We start from the raw sequence: 20,304 nt of genomic DNA, 5'->3' as shown, positions 1-20,304 counted from the left end.
CGCCACGATTCTGTTTTTATGCTTCGTTGTGTTCCTTGGAACAAGAAAACTTATATAAAAACAGAATGTATTTGTAGGGTGGGCAATGCCCACTACGCCACTACGCCTTTACGCCTCTACGCCTCTGTTTTCATGCTTCGTTGTGTTCTTGAGAACATGTGAACTTATATGAATATCAACGGCGTTACGGTAAAGCAGGCGATTCCGAACCGGCTAGCGGGTGATGTCCACCGGGGCGCCGTTTTTCTCCTCCAGGGCCTGCAGCAGACGGGTCCAATTGATCCGGTTGCCGATCTGGCGTGATTCGATCAGGTTCATGGCGTGGTTCAGCATGTTGGGAATTTTTTGATAGACGTCTTGGTGAACTTCAACAAACACCCGGCCGTGTAGAAAACCGATTTTTACCGGTTCATAAACGATGAGCACCGGTGTCCCTACCGGGACCAATTCAAAGAGTTCTTTGATATCTTCATTATAGTGGCGGATGCAGCCGTGGCTGACCAGGCGCCCCACTCCAAAGGGGGCATGGGTGCCGTGCATGCCGTAGTGGGTCAGCCCCAACCAATGGGTACCCACCGGGTTTTCTTCTCCGGGGGGCATGTAGGCCATGCCGTATTTAGCCTGCAAACCGGCAGGGATACGCCATCCCGGATTTTCAGCTTTCGACGAGATGCGAAAACGCCCGAAGGGGGTCTTGTAATCGAAGACCCCGATGCCGATGGGATAGGTCCTTACCTGCCCGGTCTTAGGGAAAAAAAGGTAGTCCCTTAATTCAGCCACATTGATTACTATGCCTTCCCCGGCTGGCGCCGGGGGTAGTACCCAACGAGTGGGGATGATCATATCCTGGTCTTTGGGAAGATAGAAGTGGTCTAGCTGCCGGTGGAAACGGGCTAACTCCCAAAAGCCCAGGTCATAGTGCCGAGCAATTTCATACATATTTTCATGGAGTTTGAGAAAGTGTGTCTGGAATTCCCCTACTACCGTGACGGCCTGAGGATCAATGCCCGTTGCGGCGGCAGGCGGGCGATAGGGAAAAGGCCCCGCCGCCAATACCGGGGCTGCCAGAGCCAGCGTGATCAGACTTAGGGAAATGACAACCATACACCGAAACATAGGGCGCCCCAATGAAAGTTTTGACGTTTTGATCTCTACATTCCTATAACCGATAAAATGACTTTATTTCAAGTGCCTTAAGTATATGTCAAAAAGACCGCCCAAGAACCAAAAAACATCTGTTCAGTCCGAGAAAAATGTCTGCTTGCGGGATGATGAGGATTTCTTTCCGGAACCCGTGGTCATACCCATCGAAGAAGAGCTCGATCTCCATACCTTTTCAGCCAGAGAGGTTGAGCCTCTTCTCGATGATTATCTAACGGCTTGTGTCCGGAAAGGATTTAGGGAAGTAAAGATCATTCACGGCAAAGGGACGGGGGTTCTTAAGGCCAGGGTGCGCAGTATCCTGGCAAAACATCAGCTCGTGCTTCATCTGGCCGATGCCGACTACCAGACCGGCGGCTGGGGAGCAACAAAGGTAATCTTAAAACAATAGTGAGACAGTGATGATTGACGTGCATACACATATCTTTCCGCCGGAGGTGGCCAGCCGCCGCGATGATTTTTTAAAGGATGATCCTGCCTTCCGCTGGCTGTACCAATCCCCGAAAGCCAGGCTGATTAACGCTGATGAGTTGGTTCAAGCCATGGATGCCCATGGGGTGGAAAAGTCAGTTACCTTCGGGTTTCCCTGGCGCACCATGAAAATAATGCGTTGGCATAACGACTTCATTTTAGAGGCGCAGCATCGCTATCCCCGGCGCCTGATCGGCTTTGCCTGCGTCAACGCCCTGGAGCCGGGCGCCGCCGGGGAAGTGGAACGTTGCCTTGCTTTGGGTTTACAGGGGGTAGGGGAGTTGGCCTTCTATCAGGAGGGGCTGGGAGATGAGATGCTCTCCGCCCTCTCGCCCATTGTCGATCTCTGTCAGGGCTACGGCGTTCCGCTCCTGCTTCATACCAACGAGCCCGTCGGGCACGCCTACCCCGGCAAAAGCCCTATGCAGTTGGGCGATCTCTATAAATTAGTCAAGGCCTTTCCGGACCTGAAACTGATCTTGGCCCATTGGGGCGGCGGAATCTTTTTCTACCACCTGTTGAAAAAGGAAGTCTCGGACACGTTAAAAAACGTCTACTTTGATACCGCGGCTTCTCCATACCTGTATCGGCCGGAAATCTACCGCCTGGCCGTCGAAATCATGGGACCGGAGAAAATCCTCTTCGGGAGCGACTATCCGCTCCTGCCGCCTTCCCGCTACTTCAAGGAGATGCAGAATGGTGGTCTCTCCCCCGAACATCAGAAACTTATCACCGGCGAAAATGCGGCCAGATTATTAGACGGCCAGCATTAAAAAAGGGGCCGATTATTCGGCCCCTCTTGTCACCGTTCCCTTTTCCCTTTTTGCCTGTCGTTACTCCACCGTCACACTCTTGGCCAGATTCCGGGGCTGATCCACGTCGGTGCCTCTGAGGTCTGCTATATGGTAGGCCAGCAGTTGCAGAGGCAGCACGAGAAGAATGGGTGATAGCTCTAAAGACGTCTCCGGCACGGGTATGGTCGTTTCCACCTTTTCCCGAACGGTATCATTATCGCTCTCGCTGACGGCAATGACCCGGCCGCGGCGGGCGATGACTTCTTCAATATTCGACATCATCTTTTCAAAGACCGGGCTGCGGGTGGCCAATACCACCACCGGCAGATGTTCATCGATCAGGGCGATAGGTCCATGTTTCATTTCACCGGCCGGATAGCCCTCGGCGTGAATATAGGAAATCTCCTTCAGCTTTAGTGCTCCCTCCAAGGCGATGGGATAATGAATACCCCGTCCCAGATAGAGGAAGTTGTTGGCCTTCATATACTTCTGACCGATTTCCCTGATCGCGCGGTTCTCATCCAACACATCCTGTAAAAGAGTCGGGAGCTTGAATAAGGCCTGTAGATTTTGCTGAATCTGATCCGGTTGGCGATATCCGAGTTGTTTGGCCAGATACAGCCCAATAAGGTAAAGCGAAACCAACTGGGTGGTAAAGGCCTTGGTCGATGCCACCCCGATTTCCGGCCCGGCGTGGGTGTAAAAGACACTCTCGGATTCCCGGGCGATAGAAGAGCCCACGGCATTGCAGATGGCCAGGGAACGCGCTCCTTTGGTTTTGGCCTCTCGCAAACCGGCCAGGGTGTCTGCGGTTTCCCCGGATTGGGAAATACTGATCAATAGGGTTTGCGAATCTACAAAGGGGTCACGATAACGGAACTCTGATCCCAGGTCTACCTCCACCGGCAGCCGGCAGAGGCTTTCGAGCATAAATTTTCCCACCAGGGCAGCGTGAAACGAAGTGCCGCAAGCTACCATAGTGATCTTTTTCAGACGCTTGACTTCATCTGGATTCAGGTGAAACTCCTCCAGGATAATTTCGCCCCCATGAGGATCGACCCGATGCCGGAAAGTGTCGATCAGAGCCCGCGGCTGCTCAAAGATTTCCTTAAGCATGAAGTGCTTATAGCCGGCCTTTTCCGCCATGGCCGGGCTCCAGGTAATATTGGTAACCGGGCGGTCGATGGCATTACCCTCCAAATCCTGGATCTGTATGCCATCATCGGACATAACAACGATATCGTTGTCTTCTAAAAAGACCATGCGGCGGGTATGGGAGAGGATGGCGGGGACGTCCGAGGCCAGAAAGTTTTCGCCGTTGCCCAGCCCCAGGATCATCGGACTTTCTTTGCGGGTGCCGATAAGGGTCCGAGGTTCTCGCTCATTGATAACGACGATAGCATATGAACCGCGCACCTGTTGTAAAGCCAGGCGCACGGCTTCCCCAAAGGTGGCACCCCGAGAGCTGTATTTATAGATAAGGTGGGAGATGATCTCGGTATCAGTCTCGGAAGTGAAAGTGTGGCCTTCTTCAATGAGCTTTCTTTTCAATTCTAAATAATTCTCGATGATGCCATTGTGGACCACTGCGATGTGGCCAACCTGGTGGGGGTGGGCGTTATTTTCCGTGGGTCGGCCATGCGTGGCCCAGCGGGTGTGGCCGATGCCAACGGAGCCGCGTAATGGGGCCTTTGCCAACTGGGATTCCAATTCCTTCAGCTTGCCGACGCTGCGGCGGATTTCCAGGCCGTGGCCACCCATCACCGCCATTCCGGCGGAATCGTATCCCCGATATTCCAGACGCTTCAAACCGTCAAGCAATATCGGCATAGCTTCTTTATCGCCCAAATATCCCACAATACCGCACATAGATGCTCCTATTTTGGTTTTATTTCCTTGATTACCTGCCGTCCCCGGGCAATGGCCAGTGTATCAGGCGGCACATCCTCAGTGATGGTAGAACCGGCTCCCACATAGGCCCCGGCGCCGACAGTCACCGGAGCCACCAGAGCCGTGTTGCTGCCGATAAAGGCCCCGCCGCCGATGACCGTCTGATATTTTTTCTTGCCGTCATAATTGCAGGTTATCGTGCCAGCGCCGACGTTGACATTGGCGCCCACGACAGCATCACCCAGATAGGTTAAATGGCCGGCTTTCACCCCCGGATGCAGCAGTGACTTTTTCACTTCAACGAAATTGCCTACCTTGGCTCTGGCTCGGATGTCCGAACCGGGTCGCAGATGGGCATACGGACCTAACTGCACGGCATCGGCAATCAGACTTTCCGCCATTACCGTTCCCATTTTGATCGTGACCCGATTGCCTACGGTGCAGTCCTGAATCTTGACGTTGGGTTCCAGCAGACAGCCAGAACCGATAGTGCTCCGACCCATGAGGTAACAATTGGGAAAAATAACAGTATCAGGACCGATCTGCACATCGGCCTCAATATAGGTGGCCGCCGGGTCGATAAGCGTGACGCCAGCCAGCATATGCCGTTCGTTGATCTGCCTGCGTACCCGACCGGTAACCTCTGCCAGTTCGGCCCGGGTGTTGATGCCCTGAAAGCTTCTGACATCCGTGGTCTTCAGGCTGACTATCTGCAATTTTCGGGCCGCTGCCTCGGCGATGACATCGGTAAGATAAAGTTCATGTTGATCATTGTTGGGCTGCAACGCCTCCAGGGCCTCTGCCAGAAAAGGGTATTGGAAACAATAGATGCCGGTGTTGATTTCTCGAATTGACAATTCTGTCGGGTTGGCGTCGCGAGCTTCGACAATTTTGAGAACCCTGCCCTGATCGTCTTTGACTATGCGGCCATACCCGCCGGGTTCGGGCAGGTCAACCGTTAGGATGGTAACCGCCGCACCGCTTTCCCGGTGGCGCTGGAATAACTGCCGTAGGGTATCGGCCTGAATCAGAGGAACGTCGCCGCACAGCACCAGAATGGTCTCCTGGCGGCCATCCAAAGCCGGCATGGCAGTCTGAACCGCATGACCCGTGCCCAGTTGCGGTTCCTGGATAACGAAATCAGCCGGATAGTTAGAAAAACGAGCCTTGACCGCTTCCGCCTGATGTCCGACCACTACAACGATTCCGCCCAACCCCAACTGTCTGAGCGTCTCTAAGGAATAGGCCAACATCGGTTTTCCCATGATGGGGTGCAAAACCTTGGCCAACTCCGATTTCATCCTGGTGCTTTTACCCGCCGCCAACACCACTGCGGCTACATCATTCAGCGAAAAATGCATTGCCCTGTCCTTTGCCGGAGAAATACCCATAATGTAACTGTCATTATGCAAAAATTACTGCCAGCTCTGAAAATCATTGATCAACGGCGCCGGCTTCCAGCCTGTGCAGAACTCAATTTTTGCATAATAGCGGAAACCGGAAACTTTAAACTATAGTATCATGAATACGGCCTATCGACCAGCAGGTTGATTTCTTTTAAGAAAAATAATATCAGGATTGAACCATCAACAGGATGAATCAGATGGGATGTCAACCTCAGGTTTCCATTGGAAGCAGCGGAGACGATAGTTCCCCCCCTCGACCGCTAACGCGGCGATAGAGTCTGGAACCGGGGTGAGAAACTGCAATGACCAGTTACCGGACTGGGATGGTTTTCCAGACACCTCCGGTTGAGCAGGTTCCAAGGGCCTGAAACGAAACGCCGGCCTCGATCCCAGGCTGCCTAAACCCGCCCCGATGGCCTTGAGATATGCTTCCTCCCTGGTCCACATCCGGTAGAAAGCCAGGTGCTTTTGGATGTTGGAAAGTTTTTGCAGAGACATGGCTCCTTGAGGAGGAAACCAGCGGTTCAGCAAGGCATCTATCTCAGGGATGGTGTGAAGCATTTCGAGATCGACGCCCAGGCTTCGCTGGCGGCTGATGGCGTAAACGGCTGTTCCCTGGGAATGGGAACTGCTGAATTGCCAGGATCCGCTCCCGGCATCGTTGCCAAGATAAGGTTTCCCGCAAAGCCCATACCGGAAGCGAATCAGTTGAGGCGTCAGGTTTAGATAAAAACTCAAGAGTTTCTTTAATAAAATACGCCTCTTCATGAAGCGTCGGCGGTCCGGCTCAAAATGATAATGTGCCGCTCTGGATAATTCCTCGGTATTCAGGATATCCTTTAAGGAAAATATCTCGGAATCCGGCCAGTCACCAAGCGATACCGTCCAGACGTGCACCTCGGAATCGGAAACTCTGCCTTTCCCGAAGGTTGAGATCGGCTGCAAATGAGAGAAAGTCATCGATATGTAGCTCAACGATCTGAATCGACCGATAGACCCTAAAATGCCTCCAAGTTAATTTTTATGACCTGTAAATCAGCCGCCAGCCATGGAAACCCTCTGCCGGTGCAGAAGATATTTGCCATACAAATTGTCATGTTCTGCTGATCACAACGAAGCATGAAAACAGAACTGTGGCAGCTGCTCACAAGAATGCTTTTTCTGCTCACCGCTCACTGTTTTTATATAAAATTTTTTCTCATCGACCATATTAAACATAAGCGGCTATCCCATTATCGATGATTTATTGGCAATCTACGCATAGGGCGGGCCGCGCCCGCCGTCTTTAAGAGCACTGTTTTCATATAAATCGGCATGTTTAAAAATCACAACGAAGCATAAAAACAGTTGATTTTTAGCGGATTGTCCTTGCCTCTTACCCCTTACCTCTAACCTGTTTTCATATAACTGCCATTCTATCAAAAGTACCCACAAGGCAGGTAAATAATTTTTATTCTCACCAGGTTCCCATTAAGCGTAGATTATTATTGTAGAGACGAATCTTGTATTCGCCGCAATCTGCTGATCATGGCCTGCACCTCCAGCAGGTTGTTTCTGAGATACCCCCCCCAAATTCCTACAGACGGTTGGATGGGGAGTTCCTCATGATTGACATTCAAGGTTCGAATTTCCGCAGGGCCTTGAAGAATATTGGACCAGTTAAAATTCGGTTCCGAGTACTGATTGCTGAGCTGAATGAGCAGTGTACGGGTCCGCAGCGGTTGAGGGGTATACTTACATACCATAAACATGGCATCTTCACGGGACAGGTCCTTTATCAGAGCCTGCGGGATAGAAAGATTGGCGCGGCGCAGGGCCAAAGCAATGCCTCTCTTGATTCGGATGAGGAAAATCTTTTGAAGATACTTCAGCCTGTCTCTGGGCTGCAGGCGGAAAAAATATCTCACCATATATCGGTAATTGAGTTGAGCCGCTTTTAATCGGGAAATTTTAGGCGGGGTAGGGTCTAGTAGGAATAAGAGAGCTACCTCGTCGCCCTGCTCCATAAGCAGACGGTTAATCTCGATTGCCACTAAACCTCCGGCGGAATAACCTCCTAAAAAATACGGTCCTTTGGGTTGCACTTGGCGAATTTCCTGTAGGTAACGCGCCGCCACTCCAGAAATCCCCTCTCCGATTAAATCTATGTCTGTGATCTCAAAAGGAGAATCAAGATTGTATAAAGGTTGCTCAGCTCCCAAAAAACCCTTTAGAAATGGCGCAGATTTCATCATATCGATCAGGAAAAGAGGTGGTTTGGGGCCGTGAGGATTTATGGGTTTTAAGAAGGAGCAGGGGATATTCTGGAATAACTGAGGATTGCGGAAGACCTCGGCAAGTTGAGCTACCGTAGAACGCTGATAAAGCATGTACAAGGGAACTTTTTTACCGAATAGTTTTTCCAACTGAATAAATATCCGAGCGCCCAGCAGGGAATGTCCCCCGAGAGCAAAGAAATCATCAAACACGCCGATAGGGCGGATACCCAAAACCCTTTCCCAGACCTGGATTAATTGTCGTTCGACCGCATCCCGGGGACCTATAGAGCCCCGAGCGTCAGTGCGATCGGCCAGATTCGGAATAGGCAGAGCCTGTCGATCTATCTTTCCATTCGGATTCAAAGGGAATTTATCTAAAAAGACAAAAAAGGCCGGTATCATATAGGGAGGCAGTCGGTCCCGGAGAAAGTTTCGCAAGACCTCGCTGGTAACCGAAGCCTCTCGGGAGGTCACAACATAGGCCAGCAACCGTTTATCCCCGGATTCGTCTTCCCGGGCTACAACCAAGGCCTCTTTAACCCCGGCATGGTTCAGTAAGGCCTCTTCAATTTCTCCCGGTTCAATGCGAAAGCCGCGAATCTTGATCTGGTGGTCTAGGCGTCCCAGGAACTCAACATTCCCGTCCGGTAGATAACGGGCCAGATCTCCGGTCTTATAAAGGCGAGAACTGCTCTCCGGATGAAACGGGTCGGGAATGAATTTTTCGGCCGTTTGCTCGGGCCTTCTCAGATAGCCCAGGGCCAGGCCGTCACCGCCGATGCACAATTCCCCGGTGATGCCGATGGGGACCGGCTGGAGCTTGCGGTCCAGAATATAAATCGACGTATTCGCAATGGGCCGGCCGATGGGAATAGGAACGTTTTCCCTTGGAATCTCTGATACTTCATACCAGGTGGCGAAGGTGGTACATTCGGTCGGACCATACGCATTGAGCAGACGAGCCGGGGGACCATGCTGCATCACTTTCCTGACCCAACGCGGTTCCAGAATTTCTCCGCCCATGAGCAGGTCTCGAAGGGGTCGAAAAGTATCGGGGACTTCACGAGCACATTGATGAAACAGGGCTGGCGTCAGAAACAGGACATTTATCTTCTCTTTTCGGATAAAATCGGCCAGATCGGTTGGGGATAAGAGAATCTCTTTAGGAATTCCAATCAGGCACCCCCCGTTGAGGAGGGCTCCCCAGATTTCGAAGGTGGCGCCATCAAACGAGACATTGGATGCTTGGGCAACCCTGTCCGATGGCTGAAAATGGACATAATTGGTATGTAGTACCAGGCGGTTGATGGCATAATGGGGGACAGGCACCCCTTTGGGCCGGCCCGTCGATCCCGAGGTATAAAATATACAGGCCGGGAGATCCGACCTGGCTTCGCTTGCGATCCTCTCGGTGTTTTCTGATGAAAATCTACCGCGATCCTTGTCCATCAGAATGGTTTGAATCGGCAATTTAGGCATTTGCCCCACAAGGCTCTGTTGGGTGAGCAGTACCGGGGTCTGAGTATCCTCAAGCATAAAAGCGATTCTCTCCCGGGGATATTCCGGATCAAGAGGGACATAGCAACCGCCGGCTTTGAGGATGCCTATCACTCCAATCATCATCTCCAGCGAGGGCTCCACACAGATACCTACCGGAACTTCCGGACCGATTCCCAGTTTTTTGAGGCAATGGGCCAACTGGTTTGCTGAGGCGTCAAGTTGTTGGTAGGTAAGCTGACGCCCGCCGAACTTTAAGGCCGGCGCCTCAGGGGTTTGCAAGGCCAGGTTTTCGAAAAGGTGATGAATGCATTGATCTTTCGGATAATCTGTTTCAGTGGCGTTCCACTCCACCAGAATCTGATGCCTTTCCGGTTCGGTCAGGAGCGGCAAGGTGCAGATAGGTTCCTCGGGGTGAGTCGCTAGGCCATTCAGTAACGTCAGGAAATGCCCCGTCAGGCGCGATATGGTAGGCGCATCAAAGAGATCGGTATTGTACTGAAAGGAACAATGGATGCCATCGTCCCGCGGCCAAACCGTTAAGCTGAGGTCGTACGGCGCTATGCCAGGATCAAAGCGTACTTCCTCAAAAAGCAGATCCTGCAACTGCACCCGGATTGTCGGGGTAGAAACATAATTATACCGCGCCTGGAAAAAGGGTGTCCGGCTTAAATCGCGTTCTACCTGTAACGCCTGGACAATCTCGGCAAAATGAACCCCCTGGTGGGCAAGGGCCTCCCGGTAGCTAATTTTAATCTCCTCTAATAGCTGGCGGAAGGAATGCATATCAGAGACCTGCGTCCGCAGTACCAGGAAGTTTTCCAAATAATCGATACGATTTTCAGATCCCGGCCAAGTCCGGCCAGGAAGGGAATATCCCACAGTAAGATCCGGCTGGTGGGTATAGCGGTAGAGCAGGGTGAACAGCGCTCCCAGGATGAGGAGAGACAGGTCAGCTCCTTCCCGTTGACTCAAGCTTTGCAGTGTCTTAGCCAAAGTACCTGGGAGAACTACTGATTGAATTGCTCCGCCATACGTCTGAATCGGCGGACGAGACCTGTCAATGGGAAGCTCCAACGGCGGAAGATTGCCGAGCTGATTTTTCCAATAGGAAAGGTCAGCCTCGATCCGATTTTGACCCATTTCAAGTGGTAACCTATCAGAATAAGAGTCATAATCGGATGCCGGGGGCGATGGTAGGGAGGCGCCGGACGAAATGGACTGATAAACCTCGATTACCTCTCTTAAGAGGATTTTAATAGCATACATGTCACAAATAATCTGGTGCAGCAGCAGAAAGAGAATGCTTTCGCTATTGCTGAGGCGAAATAAGGTCATCCGCAGTAAAGGGCCGCTGGTTAAATTGAAGGGGACTTTTACTGCCGCAATCATTAAACGCTCAGCCTCAGATTTCCGTGACTGGTAGGGTATTTCTCCTAGATCAATGATTTCGAGGTTTCGATGGGGAGGGTGAATAAAGGCCACGCTTGGATTTCCGTCGCGGAAAGGAAACTCTGCCGACAAGAATTTATGGCGTCGGACTATCTGGTAAAGGGTTTCCTCCAAGACGCCGATATCAAGCGATCCGGTTAACTTTAACGCCCCAGAGATATTGTATCCGAAACTATCAGGTTGGATTTGCTGCAAAAACCAGAGGCGTTTCTGAGCTGCGGATACCATCATTTTTACCCGATCCATTAATTGGTCTGAGTATTTCACCTTTCAATTGAGTTAAAAAATAGTCTGCCAGGCCGGCAAGGGAAGGGCATCGCGTCTTTCGTGTCTGTTCCGCCGAATACCGGCTTCCCTCGGTCTTGGGATTATTTCCCAGGATTGCCTTGTTTTTTAAGGCAGTGAAGGAAATTATACATAATTGGCAGGATTTGGCAAATTTCATTTTCGCCGTCCAATACTGCAGAGGCGAATCTTGTATTCGCCCCAAAATGTTAATAGGTATCTGGTTCATCTCCCAAAAACCAAAGGCAAGCCTTGTTGGCTTGCCTTTGATAGTTGGGTTAAGTTTAGATGGTTTACCGGCCGGCGACCTTCATTCGGGAAATGGAGCGCCGTAGGGCGGCTTCAGCCCGGGCCCAGTCGATTTCTGCGGTCCGGCCCATGGCCAGGCGCTTCTCGGCCCGTTCCCGCGCCCGCTTGGCCCGCTCGATATCGATTTCCTTACCACGTTCGGCCGAGTCCGCCAGGATAGTGACCTTGGCGCCGGTAACCTCCGCAAAGCCGCCGCCAATGAAGATATACTCCACTTGACCGCCTTTGCGATAGTACATCTCCCCGATCTCGAGTGCCGAGAGGAAGGGGATGTGATTCACCAGGACGCCGAACTGGCCTTCTACTCCGGGTGCAACGACAATGTCGACCTCGGTAGAGACCACCTGGCGGTCCGGTGTCACAACTTCTAATAACAGGCTTTTTTCTGCCATAATTCCCTCCTAGATCAGAGGGCTTAGCCCATAGCCGCTAAGCGCTCAGCCTTGGCTACGGCCTCTTCAATGCCACCGACCATGTAGAAGGCCTGCTCGGGCAGGTCGTCGTGTTTGCCTTCGATAATTTCCTTGAAGCCGCGCACGGTATCGGGCACGGAGACGAACTTGCCGTCCATGCCGGTGAAGGTGGCCGCCACAAAGAAGGGCTGTGACAGGAAGCGCTGAATCTTCCGGGCCCGGGCCACGGTGATCTTGTCTTCGTCAGAGAGTTCATCCACGCCCAGAATGGCAATGATGTCCTGAAGCTCTTTGTATTTCTGCAGGATCATCTGGACCTGGCGGGATACCCGATAGTGCTCCTCACCCAGGACCATGGGGTCCAAAATCCGGGAGGTGGAGTCCAACGGGTCCACGGCTGGATAGATACCGAGTTCGGCGATCTGCCGGGAGAGCACCACGGTGCCGTCCAAGTGGGCAAAAGTGGTGGCCGGGGCCGGGTCGGTCAAGTCGTCGGCGGGCACGTAAACGCACTGCACCGAAGTAATGGAGCCCTTCTTGGTTGAGGTGATCCGTTCCTGTAATTCACCAAGGTCAGTACCCAGAGTAGGCTGGTAACCGACCGCCGAAGGCATGCGGCCTAAAAGCGCCGAAACCTCGGAACCGGCCTGGGTAAAACGGAAGATGTTGTCAATGAACAGGAGCACGTCCTGGCCTTCTTCATCCCGGAAATACTCGGCGGCGGTCAGACCGGTCAAGGCCACGCGGGCCCGGGCACCGGGAGGCTCGGTCATTTGGCCGTAAATCAGGGCGCATTTGGGGAGAACGCCGGAGTGTTTCATTTCGAGGTAGAGGTCGTTGCCTTCACGGGTGCGCTCGCCCACACCGGCAAACACCGAAATGCCGCCGTGGTGCATGGCGATGTTGTGCACCATCTCCATCATGATAACGGTCTTGCCGACGCCGGCGCCGCCGAACATGCCCATCTTACCGCCACGGGGGAAGGGAACCAGCAGGTCGATAACCTTGACGCCGGTCTCCAGAACTTTCACCGTGGTGTCCTGATCGACAAAGGCCGGAGCGGGACGATGGATGGTATAATAATTCTTGGCCTCAACTGTTCCTAAGCCGTCCACGGGTTTGCCGACCACGTTGAGAACGCGTCCCAGGGCCTCGTGGCCTACGGGCACGGCGATGGGTTTGCCGGTAGCCTTGACCGGCATTCCCCGTACCAGACCGTCCGTAGTGTCCATGGCGATAGTGCGGACGACATTGTTGCCTAAATGTTGGGCCACCTCAACGACCAGGTTGTCTTCGGTGTCGTCGATGGCCGGGTTGGAGATGAGCAACGCATCCAGGATGTGAGGAAGTTGACCTTCCTCAAATTCTACGTCGACAACCGGTCCGATGACTCGGGCGATTTTTCCAATAATCATGGTTCTAAGGTCCTCCTCAATGGGCGGGCTAGCCTTTCAAGGCCTCGGCGCCACCGATAATATCCATTAATTCTTTTGTAATAGCCGCCTGCCGGGCTTTGTTCATTACCATAGTGAGGGACGTAATCATGTCTTTACAGTTGCTGCTGGCGTTGTCCATCGCGGTCATCCGGGCGGCGTGCTCACTGGTGGAGTTCTCTAGGAAGCCCTGGTAGACCATGACATTGATGTAACGAGGCAGGAGATATTCCAGGAATTGATCCGCCGCCGGTTCCGTAATATACTCCTGGCTGACGGCACCCTCTTCCGCGGCTTCCGGAATGATGGGCAGCAGAGGTATCAATACCGGCCGTTGGGTCACCATGTTCACAAAGTTGGCGTAAATCAGATAAACTTCCTGGACCTCAGCGTTGGTAAAGGGGCTTACCGAGTCGCGAGCCACAGTCTGGGCGTTGGAGAAATCGAACTTATTCCAGACGTCGACATACGTTTGCCGAATATCAGCCTGCCGCCGACGGAAATAATCCCGCCCTTTGCGACCGACCGTGGTCAGGACCACTCCGATGCCTTCCGCCTTTTTCTGTTTGATGAATTTATCGGCGGCGTTGATCAGGTTCATATTAAAACTGCCGCACAGACCACGGTCGGCAGTCATCAGCACCAACTCCACCTTCTCCACTTTTTCGGCCTGTTGAAAGAATGGATGGGCCTCGGGCTCCACCCGGGAAGCGATACTGGCCAGCATCTGCTTGAAGGCGGCAGCATAGGGGCGGAACTGCTCCATACGCGTCTGAGCACCCCGCAGTTTGGCCGCCGAAACCATATTCATGGCCTTGGTGATCTGCTGGGTCTTTTTCACCGCCGCAATTTTTTGTCTGATGTCTCGTAATGTTGCCATGGATTAGATTACCCTCCTTGATTTCCGGTGTGCGCCGGTCATCAGGCGGCCAGGCTGGCTTTGAAATCGGCCTTAAAAGCCTCCAGGGCGGCTTTCATCTGGTTGTCCAGGTCGGCATTGATTTCCTTAGCTTCTTTCAGCGTATTAAAAATCTCCGGGTGCTTGCCGCCGATGTACTCATAGAGCTGTTTCTCAAAGGCTCCCAGAACTTCCACCGGCAGATCGTCCAATATCCCCCGGGTACCGGCATACAGAATAGTAATCTCTTTCTCCATCGGTAGCGGGTCATACTGGGGTTGTTTAAGGATTTCCACCAGGCGGATACCCCGGTTGAGCTGGGATTGAGTAGCTTTGTCCAATTCAGAGCCAAACTGGGCAAAGGCGGCTAATTCACGGTATTGGGCCAGATCCAATCGGAGCGAACCGGCAACCTGCTTCATGGCCTTTACCTGAGCGGCGCCGCCGACCCGGGAAACCGACAGACCGACGTTAATGGCAGGGCGCACGCCAGCAAAGAAGAGTGCCGGTTCCAAGTAAACCTGGCCGTCGGTGATGGAAATAACGTTGGTGGGGATATAAGCCGAAACGTCGCCCTGTTGGGTTTCAATGATGGGCAAAGCCGTCAGAGACCCCCCGCCTTTCTCTATATTGAGTTTGGCGGCCCGTTCAAGCAGACGGGAGTGATTATAGAAAATGTCGCCGGGGAAGGCTTCACGTCCGGGAGGACGGCGGAGCAGCAGGGAGATCTGGCGATACGCAGTAGCCTGTTTGGACAGGTCATCGTAGATGATCAGGGCGTGACGACCGGAATCCCGGTAATATTCGCCCATGGTGCAGCCGGCAAAGGCAGATACGTACTGCAACGGCGCCGGTTCACTGGCGGTAGCGGAGATAACGATGGTGTGCTTCATAGCATCGTTACGCTCCAAGGCATCCACCACCTGGGCTACGGTGGATTTTTTCTGACCGATGGCGACATAGATACAGACGACGCCGGAATCTTTCTGATTGATGATGGCGTCAACGCACAAAGCCGTCTTGCCGATCTGACGGTCACCGATGATCAGCTCCCGCTGACCGCGCCCGACCGGGGTCATGGCATCGATGGCCTTATAACCGGTATACATGGGTTCATTCACCGGCTGACGCTCGATAACGCCAGGGGCCTTCAGTTCGATGCGGCGGTATTCCTTGGCCTCCACGGGGCCTTTGCCGTCGATGGGATTGCCCACCGGGTCAAGTACCCGACCCAAACAGGCCTCGCCGACGGGCACCTCAGCGATACGGCCGGTCCTTTTGACCATGTCGCCTTCCTTGATATGAATATCTTCACCCAGGATGGCGCAGCCGACGTTGTCTTCTTCCAGGTTCAAGGCGATGCCAAAGATGCCGCCGGGGAATTCCAACAGCTCCATAGCCATACACTTTTCCACGCCGGAAACGCGGGCGATACCGTCGCCGACGGAAAGAACGGTGCCGGTCTCAGCCACCTCGACCTTTTTCTCATAGTCCTTGATCTGGGTCCGAATAATCTGACTGATTTCTTCTGCTCTGATTTCCATTTAAGCAACCTCACCTCTTATCAAAGTTTCTTTTAAACTCTGGAGCTGGGTCCGCACGCTGCCATCAAGCACCAGATCGCCGACTTGCGCAATGATGCCACCGATGATCTGAGAATCATCCGTGACATCTAGAACTACAGCGCCGCCGGTGATTTTCTCCAGCGCCTGGCGGATGCGGTCGATCACGTCCTCTCCCAGGGGGGCAGCGGTAGTGACTCTGGCGCGGCTGATATTCTCCAGCTTATCTACCAATTGTTGATATTCTTGATTGATTTGAAAGACGCCATCGATGCGTTGTTTATCGAAAAGCAGGTTGATGAAGTTCGTGACAATGGTTGAGAGTTGAATCATCTCCAGGATCTTATCCAAAACTTTTTTGCGATCGTCACGAGGGTAGATGGGATTGATGATGGCGTTTTTCAGCTCCGCTTCTCTTTCGAGAAGATAGGTAAAGGAGTTGAGCTCCTCCCCATATTCCTTATACCGGCCATCCTCCTTGCCGATGCTCAGCAAGGCTTTGGCGTAGCGACGTGCAAGCGACAGGTTTATCAATGAGCTTCCACCACCTTTATTAAGTAGTCATCAACCAACCGCTGTTGGTCTTCGGCGACGATTTTTTCTTTGATAAGCTGTTCCGAAAGCGCGACTGCGGTTTCGACAATCTCTCGCTTCAGATCGGCCGCGGCTTTCTTGGTCTCCGCCTCTATGGTCATCAGGGCCATGTCTTTCAGGCGCTGCGCCGACTGTTCAGCTTTCTCGATAATCTTTGCCTTTTCCGCCTCGCCTTCAGCTAGATATTGCTGGATGATCTGTTCCCGCTCAGCAGCAACCGCCGCCAACTGCGACTTGGCTTCCTTGAGGGCTTTTTGCACCGCAATCTTCTGAGTTTCAAGATCCTGCAACTCCTGGCTGATGTCTCTCTTGCGGTTGGCAAAAAACTCCTTCAGGGGCTTTGCCGCCAACTTGAAGAGAATCGCGGCGAAAATGAGAAAATTGACGGTCCTCCAGAGAAGATCGTTTAATTTGGCTGCATCTATGCCGCCATGTCCGTGAGCTTCACTGGCCCAGGCCGCCCCAGCCATTGCCAAACCGGCAGCGATGGCCAAAGAAGCGCTCTTAACCCCGACCCCGCAGATGTTTTTGATCCTCATGCCATCTCCCTCCCCAGTATTTTGGCAGCCAGGTCAAGAGCAAAGGATTGAGCCTGCGGTCTCAAAGCCTCCCGGGCGGCGGCGACGTCAGACTTGATCTTCTCCGCCATGCGCGCCGCTTCGGCGTCAGCTTCGGCCTTCGCTTTTTCCATCAGGCCGGCTTCCATGGCGCTGCCCTCCTGCTTGAGCATGTCACGCTTGTTCATCCCGCTTTTGCGAGCCGCGAGCAACTCGCCTTGGATGTCTTGGCGCACCCCCTGCTCCGCCTCGGTTAACGAGGAGACCTCCGAACTAAGGCCAGAAAAGAGATTCTGACGCTCCTTCAGTACCCCCCGTATGGGCCGGAACAGAACCATGTTCAAGAGAAAGACCAGGACGAGGAAATTACCAATCTGCACAAACAATGTCCAATCAATGTCAATCATCTACTGGCCACCTCTTATAACGTTTTGTTATTGCAAATAAAACGACTATGTGAACTTTTATGCAAAGTCAATTTGGATTATTACCTTATTTTGGCCGTTCTGTCAAAGGTTTTTTTCAAAAATCGTCTGGCGCCTCGGCACTCCCAAAAATATCTGAAATGCTGCGATAAAATGAAAATTCAGCTTCCTCCTCTTTAAATCGCTTAAAAATGCTCAGACTCAGAGTTATATTAAAAAGATACCACTTGTTTAAAAAATCACAAGGTCGGACTGAAAAAGAGGAATTGGCGCATGCGGATATTGAGGAGCAGCCCGATGCCGATGAAGTTGGAGATGAGCGAAGAGCCGCCATAGCTGAACAGGGGCAGGGGAATGCCGACTACCGGCAGCATGCCGGTCACCATAGAGATATTAATGAATATCTGCCAGAAGATCATGGCCGAGATACCGACGGCCAACAGGTTGCCGAACCGTTCGCGGCAGGAGCGGGCGATCTGCAAACTCCATAATATGAGCAGGGCATAGAGCACAATCAGGCCGGCCGAGCCTAAAAACCCCCACTCTTCGGCAAAAACCGAAAAAACAAAATCAGTATGTTGCTCCGGCAGGAAATTGAGTTGGCTCTGGGTACCATGGAGGAAGCCCTTCCCCCACAAAAGGCCGGAGCCAACAGCAATTTTTGACTGAATGATATGATACCCGGAGCCTAAAGGGTCCTGCTCCGGGTTTAAAAAAGTGAGTATGCGCTGTTTCTGGTAATCTTTCAGAAAAAACCAAGAGACCGGGGATAAGGCTACAAAAGATATTATCAGGGTGACCAGGATGTGCCACCGGACGCCGACGAAGAGGATGATCGTGGAGGCCACGGCAGTGATCAGGAGGGCGCTGCCGAGGTCCGGCTGTTTGGCTACCAATGCAAAAGGCGGCAGCACCAGCAGACATGAAATGATCAGCTCCCGCCAGGATAAAGGATCAAATCTTTCCTGACGATAGAAATAGGCCGCCAGAGCGAGTATGATGGCGACCTTCGCCAACTCGGAAGGCTGAAATACCATCGGTCCCACTACCAGCCAGCGCTTGGAGCCGGAGACCACTTTCCCCATCAGTATGACCGTGATCAACAGAATAACAGCCAGCCAATAGACCGGATAAGCAAGCTTTTCAAGGTAGCGGTAATCGAAGGTGGTCATAAACACCATCAGGCCCAGACCGATCGCCAGCCAATAAAGTTGCTTGAGATAGAGCGGAGTATCACGCCCCGTGTCCTGGTTCAGACCGGCGCTGTAGAGATTGACAATACCGAGAGAAACGATCAAAAGAGTTAGAATCAGCAGAATCCAGTCGATGTTTTTGAAAAGGCGGCGGTCAATGATCATATCGAAGCATAGAAAACTGTAAAAATTGTTTGAATCTCATTCAGTTATATTATCAAGTCATAGCGCTAACTAAAGAAAGGAATAGTCTTGGAACCTTAACATCTCAACGTTATTGATTAAACCTTATCATAGGCCGGTTTGCGATGGCAGATAGCCGTCACAAATACTGTTTGTCTGCCCTTATCTACGAAATAAATTATGCGCCAGTCGCCCACTCGTGAGGTCCGACGGTTCGCCGACATGGTCAGGGGCTTGGAGATTCTCGGGTCGAAGGGGTTTTGGGCTAACTCCCGGAAGCGCTTCTGAAAGCGTTTTAGGGTTTCCCGTTCTAATTTTTCCGCCTGTTTGTCAGCCCGTGCATCAAGTTCGACCCGGTAGCTCATAGCCCGTGTTTCTTTTCAAACTCTTCCAGAGAAATGAACCGGCTCAGGTCGCCACGCTTGACGGCGGCCACGACCTCTTCCAAGACCTGTAATTCTTCCGGGTTCAGAGGTTCTGTGTCGTATTCTTCTTCCACTTTCTCATAGACGCTGTCGATGATCTTGTTTAGCATCGTTCCATAGCTGGTCTGGGAAATGACCTTGACCTTATGCAGCAGGTCATCAATGAGAGGTTCCATACCTTCAAACTCCTTTTTATGGGGCTTATCTCAATTATATGATATAAATTGGCATATTATAGTGATCACAACGAAATATGAAAACAGATTTTTTTAAGGTAAACTTCGTTAGGCTCTTCATCAGTAGGTCACATTTAAAAGGGTTACATTGATAAGGTGGGATTATTATTTGTAAGATAATCAAATACTAATATTATATCACGCCCTCACCCGATGCCGCAACGACTCTTTAATAGTCTGTTGGTCGGCGTACTTCAAATCGCCGCCCATGGGGAGACCATAGGCAATCCGCGTTACTTTTACCGGTTTGCCCTGCAGCTCTTGGGCCAGATAAGCCGTTGTCGCCTCCCCCTCGAGGCTCGGATTCAAGGCCAGGATGACCTCTTCAATGGCTTCGGAGTGCAAGCGGCTCAAAAGCTCGGAAATATGCAAATCCCTCGGTCCAACGTTGTCCAGAGGGGAGATGAGGCCGCCCAGAACATGATATGCGCCTTGAAAAAAACCGACCCGCTCCAGGGCGATCAGGTCCCCCGGATCGGCCACTACCACCAGCTGACCGTTATTCCGCCCCGGATCAGCGCAGATGGGGCAAAGTTCCTGGTCGGCAAAGGCAAAACAACGGGAGCAGAGCCTGATCTTAGCCTTCAAGTCGATCAGGGCCTGAGCCAATTCGGTTACTTCGGTATCTGCCGCCCGTAGTAAGTAGAGGGCCAGCCGGGTGGCGGTTTTTTCGCCGATTCCAGGCCATCTGCTAAGTCCCCGGATAACCTTCTGCAGAGGTGCAGGATAGAAATTTCTTGCCATGGCTTGGTCGTCAGTGGTCAGTGTTTAGAGGTTAGCCGGATGATCCTTAACTTCCTAATTTCCTTTTGCAATGACTCACCTCATCATGCCGGTGGTTGAAGGCTCAACATCGGCCCGG

The 20,304-nt window shown here is 52.3% G+C and carries 18 protein-coding genes; 2 read left to right on the top strand and 16 right to left on the bottom strand.

Features of this window, described 5'->3' with window-relative positions:
• Positions 1-213: 213 nt before the first annotated feature.
• Positions 214-1,116: a L,D-transpeptidase gene (locus DESAC_RS12275; protein ID WP_013707395.1), complete on the bottom strand. Its 903-nt coding sequence runs from the start codon at positions 1,114-1,116 to the stop codon at positions 214-216.
• Positions 1,117-1,201: 85 nt separating this feature from the next.
• Between DESAC_RS12275 and DESAC_RS12270 the strand changes: the two genes are divergently transcribed.
• Both DESAC_RS12270 and DESAC_RS12265 read left to right on the top strand, forming a co-directional pair.
• A complete protein-coding gene (locus tag DESAC_RS12270; RefSeq protein ID WP_013707394.1) occupies positions 1,202-1,552 on the top strand; it encodes a Smr/MutS family protein in 351 nt (116 codons plus the stop codon).
• Between the two features lie 10 nt (positions 1,553-1,562).
• Entirely contained in the window at positions 1,563-2,405 is an 843-nt protein-coding gene (locus DESAC_RS12265; protein WP_013707393.1) for an amidohydrolase family protein, read from the top strand.
• Between the two features lie 60 nt (positions 2,406-2,465).
• On the opposite strand, the gene glmS is transcribed toward DESAC_RS12265, so the two are convergent.
• The 15 genes from glmS to recR all read right to left on the bottom strand — a co-directional run bounded on the left by glmS (position 2,466) and on the right by recR (position 20,186).
• Entirely contained in the window at positions 2,466-4,295 is a 1,830-nt protein-coding gene (glmS, locus tag DESAC_RS12260) for a glutamine--fructose-6-phosphate transaminase (isomerizing) (RefSeq protein WP_013707392.1), read from the bottom strand.
• Between the two features lie 8 nt (positions 4,296-4,303).
• Complete coding sequence (gene glmU / locus DESAC_RS12255) at positions 4,304-5,665, bottom strand: bifunctional UDP-N-acetylglucosamine diphosphorylase/glucosamine-1-phosphate N-acetyltransferase GlmU (protein ID WP_041284580.1); 1,362 nt, start codon at positions 5,663-5,665, stop codon at positions 4,304-4,306.
• A gap of 237 nt (positions 5,666-5,902) precedes the next feature.
• On the bottom strand, positions 5,903-6,682 hold the full coding sequence (locus DESAC_RS12250) for a 4'-phosphopantetheinyl transferase family protein (RefSeq protein ID WP_013707390.1): 780 nt from the start codon (positions 6,680-6,682) through the stop codon (positions 5,903-5,905).
• Positions 6,683-7,206: 524 nt separating this feature from the next.
• Positions 7,207-11,160 carry a non-ribosomal peptide synthetase gene (locus DESAC_RS12245; protein WP_013707389.1) on the bottom strand — a complete coding sequence of 1,318 codons (3,954 nt, stop codon included), beginning with the start codon at positions 11,158-11,160 and terminating at the stop codon, positions 7,207-7,209.
• Between the two features lie 347 nt (positions 11,161-11,507).
• Positions 11,508-11,915 (bottom strand): F0F1 ATP synthase subunit epsilon, encoded by a 408-nt coding sequence (locus DESAC_RS12240; protein ID WP_013707388.1) that lies wholly within the window; start codon positions 11,913-11,915, stop codon positions 11,508-11,510.
• 23 nt (positions 11,916-11,938) lie between these two features.
• Positions 11,939-13,351: a F0F1 ATP synthase subunit beta gene (gene atpD, locus DESAC_RS12235; protein WP_013707387.1), complete on the bottom strand. Its 1,413-nt coding sequence runs from the start codon at positions 13,349-13,351 to the stop codon at positions 11,939-11,941.
• Between the two features lie 28 nt (positions 13,352-13,379).
• The gene (gene atpG / locus DESAC_RS12230; RefSeq protein ID WP_013707386.1) at positions 13,380-14,249 is read right to left on the bottom strand and encodes an ATP synthase F1 subunit gamma; all 870 of its coding nucleotides are present in this window, start codon (positions 14,247-14,249) and stop codon (positions 13,380-13,382) included.
• Between the two features lie 41 nt (positions 14,250-14,290).
• A complete protein-coding gene (gene atpA / locus DESAC_RS12225; RefSeq protein WP_013707385.1) occupies positions 14,291-15,811 on the bottom strand; it encodes a F0F1 ATP synthase subunit alpha in 1,521 nt (506 codons plus the stop codon).
• Entirely contained in the window at positions 15,812-16,363 is a 552-nt protein-coding gene (gene atpH / locus DESAC_RS12220; RefSeq protein WP_013707384.1) for an ATP synthase F1 subunit delta, read from the bottom strand. It abuts the gene before it with no gap.
• Positions 16,360-16,962 carry a F0F1 ATP synthase subunit B gene (gene atpF, locus DESAC_RS12215; RefSeq protein ID WP_013707383.1) on the bottom strand — a complete coding sequence of 201 codons (603 nt, stop codon included), beginning with the start codon at positions 16,960-16,962 and terminating at the stop codon, positions 16,360-16,362. Before atpF ends, atpH begins: the two co-directional genes overlap by 4 nt.
• Positions 16,959-17,387 carry a F0F1 ATP synthase subunit B gene (locus tag DESAC_RS12210; protein WP_013707382.1) on the bottom strand — a complete coding sequence of 143 codons (429 nt, stop codon included), beginning with the start codon at positions 17,385-17,387 and terminating at the stop codon, positions 16,959-16,961. Before DESAC_RS12210 ends, atpF begins: the two co-directional genes overlap by 4 nt.
• Positions 17,388-17,644: 257 nt before the next feature.
• Positions 17,645-18,763, bottom strand: a complete 1,119-nt coding sequence (gene rodA / locus DESAC_RS12205; protein ID WP_013707381.1) for a rod shape-determining protein RodA — start codon at positions 18,761-18,763, stop codon at positions 17,645-17,647.
• Positions 18,764-18,879: 116 nt separating this feature from the next.
• Positions 18,880-19,146 carry a type II toxin-antitoxin system RelE family toxin gene (locus DESAC_RS12200; protein WP_013707380.1) on the bottom strand — a complete coding sequence of 89 codons (267 nt, stop codon included), beginning with the start codon at positions 19,144-19,146 and terminating at the stop codon, positions 18,880-18,882.
• Entirely contained in the window at positions 19,143-19,382 is a 240-nt protein-coding gene (locus DESAC_RS12195; protein ID WP_013707379.1) for a hypothetical protein, read from the bottom strand. The genes DESAC_RS12200 and DESAC_RS12195 overlap by 4 nt, the downstream gene beginning before the upstream one ends.
• A 198-nt stretch (positions 19,383-19,580) precedes the next feature.
• A complete protein-coding gene (gene recR, locus DESAC_RS12190; RefSeq protein ID WP_013707378.1) occupies positions 19,581-20,186 on the bottom strand; it encodes a recombination mediator RecR in 606 nt (201 codons plus the stop codon).
• Positions 20,187-20,304 lie beyond the last annotated feature (118 nt).

It is taken from the genome of Desulfobacca acetoxidans DSM 11109 (assembly GCF_000195295.1).
In the GTDB taxonomy this organism is placed as follows: domain Bacteria; phylum Desulfobacterota; class Desulfobaccia; order Desulfobaccales; family Desulfobaccaceae; genus Desulfobacca; species Desulfobacca acetoxidans.
The sequence above is the reverse complement of the archived record's forward strand: the minus strand, read 5'-3'. Positions and strand labels throughout refer to the sequence as shown.

What these genes read in the sequence shown, in the direction of transcription:
- recR (WP_013707378.1), bottom strand. Translation starts at nt 20,186, where the DNA reads ATGGCAAGAAATTTCTATCCTGCACCTCTGCAGAAGGTTATCCGGGGA.
- DESAC_RS12210 (WP_013707382.1), bottom strand. Translation starts at nt 17,387, where the DNA reads ATGATTGACATTGATTGGACATTGTTTGTGCAGATTGGTAATTTCCTC.
- DESAC_RS12270 (WP_013707394.1), top strand. Translation starts at nt 1,202, where the DNA reads ATGTCAAAAAGACCGCCCAAGAACCAAAAAACATCTGTTCAGTCCGAG.
- DESAC_RS12195 (WP_013707379.1), bottom strand. Translation starts at nt 19,382, where the DNA reads ATGGAACCTCTCATTGATGACCTGCTGCATAAGGTCAAGGTCATTTCC.
- atpF (WP_013707383.1), bottom strand. Translation starts at nt 16,962, where the DNA reads ATGAGGATCAAAAACATCTGCGGGGTCGGGGTTAAGAGCGCTTCTTTG.
- DESAC_RS12265 (WP_013707393.1), top strand. Translation starts at nt 1,563, where the DNA reads ATGATTGACGTGCATACACATATCTTTCCGCCGGAGGTGGCCAGCCGC.
- DESAC_RS12250 (WP_013707390.1), bottom strand. Translation starts at nt 6,682, where the DNA reads ATGACTTTCTCTCATTTGCAGCCGATCTCAACCTTCGGGAAAGGCAGA.
- atpG (WP_013707386.1), bottom strand. Translation starts at nt 14,249, where the DNA reads ATGGCAACATTACGAGACATCAGACAAAAAATTGCGGCGGTGAAAAAG.
- DESAC_RS12240 (WP_013707388.1), bottom strand. Translation starts at nt 11,915, where the DNA reads ATGGCAGAAAAAAGCCTGTTATTAGAAGTTGTGACACCGGACCGCCAG.
- rodA (WP_013707381.1), bottom strand. Translation starts at nt 18,763, where the DNA reads ATGATCATTGACCGCCGCCTTTTCAAAAACATCGACTGGATTCTGCTG.
- atpA (WP_013707385.1), bottom strand. Translation starts at nt 15,811, where the DNA reads ATGGAAATCAGAGCAGAAGAAATCAGTCAGATTATTCGGACCCAGATC.
- glmS (WP_013707392.1), bottom strand. Translation starts at nt 4,295, where the DNA reads ATGTGCGGTATTGTGGGATATTTGGGCGATAAAGAAGCTATGCCGATA.
- atpD (WP_013707387.1), bottom strand. Translation starts at nt 13,351, where the DNA reads ATGATTATTGGAAAAATCGCCCGAGTCATCGGACCGGTTGTCGACGTA.
- DESAC_RS12200 (WP_013707380.1), bottom strand. Translation starts at nt 19,146, where the DNA reads ATGAGCTACCGGGTCGAACTTGATGCACGGGCTGACAAACAGGCGGAA.
- DESAC_RS12245 (WP_013707389.1), bottom strand. Translation starts at nt 11,160, where the DNA reads ATGATGGTATCCGCAGCTCAGAAACGCCTCTGGTTTTTGCAGCAAATC.
- DESAC_RS12275 (WP_013707395.1), bottom strand. Translation starts at nt 1,116, where the DNA reads ATGTTTCGGTGTATGGTTGTCATTTCCCTAAGTCTGATCACGCTGGCT.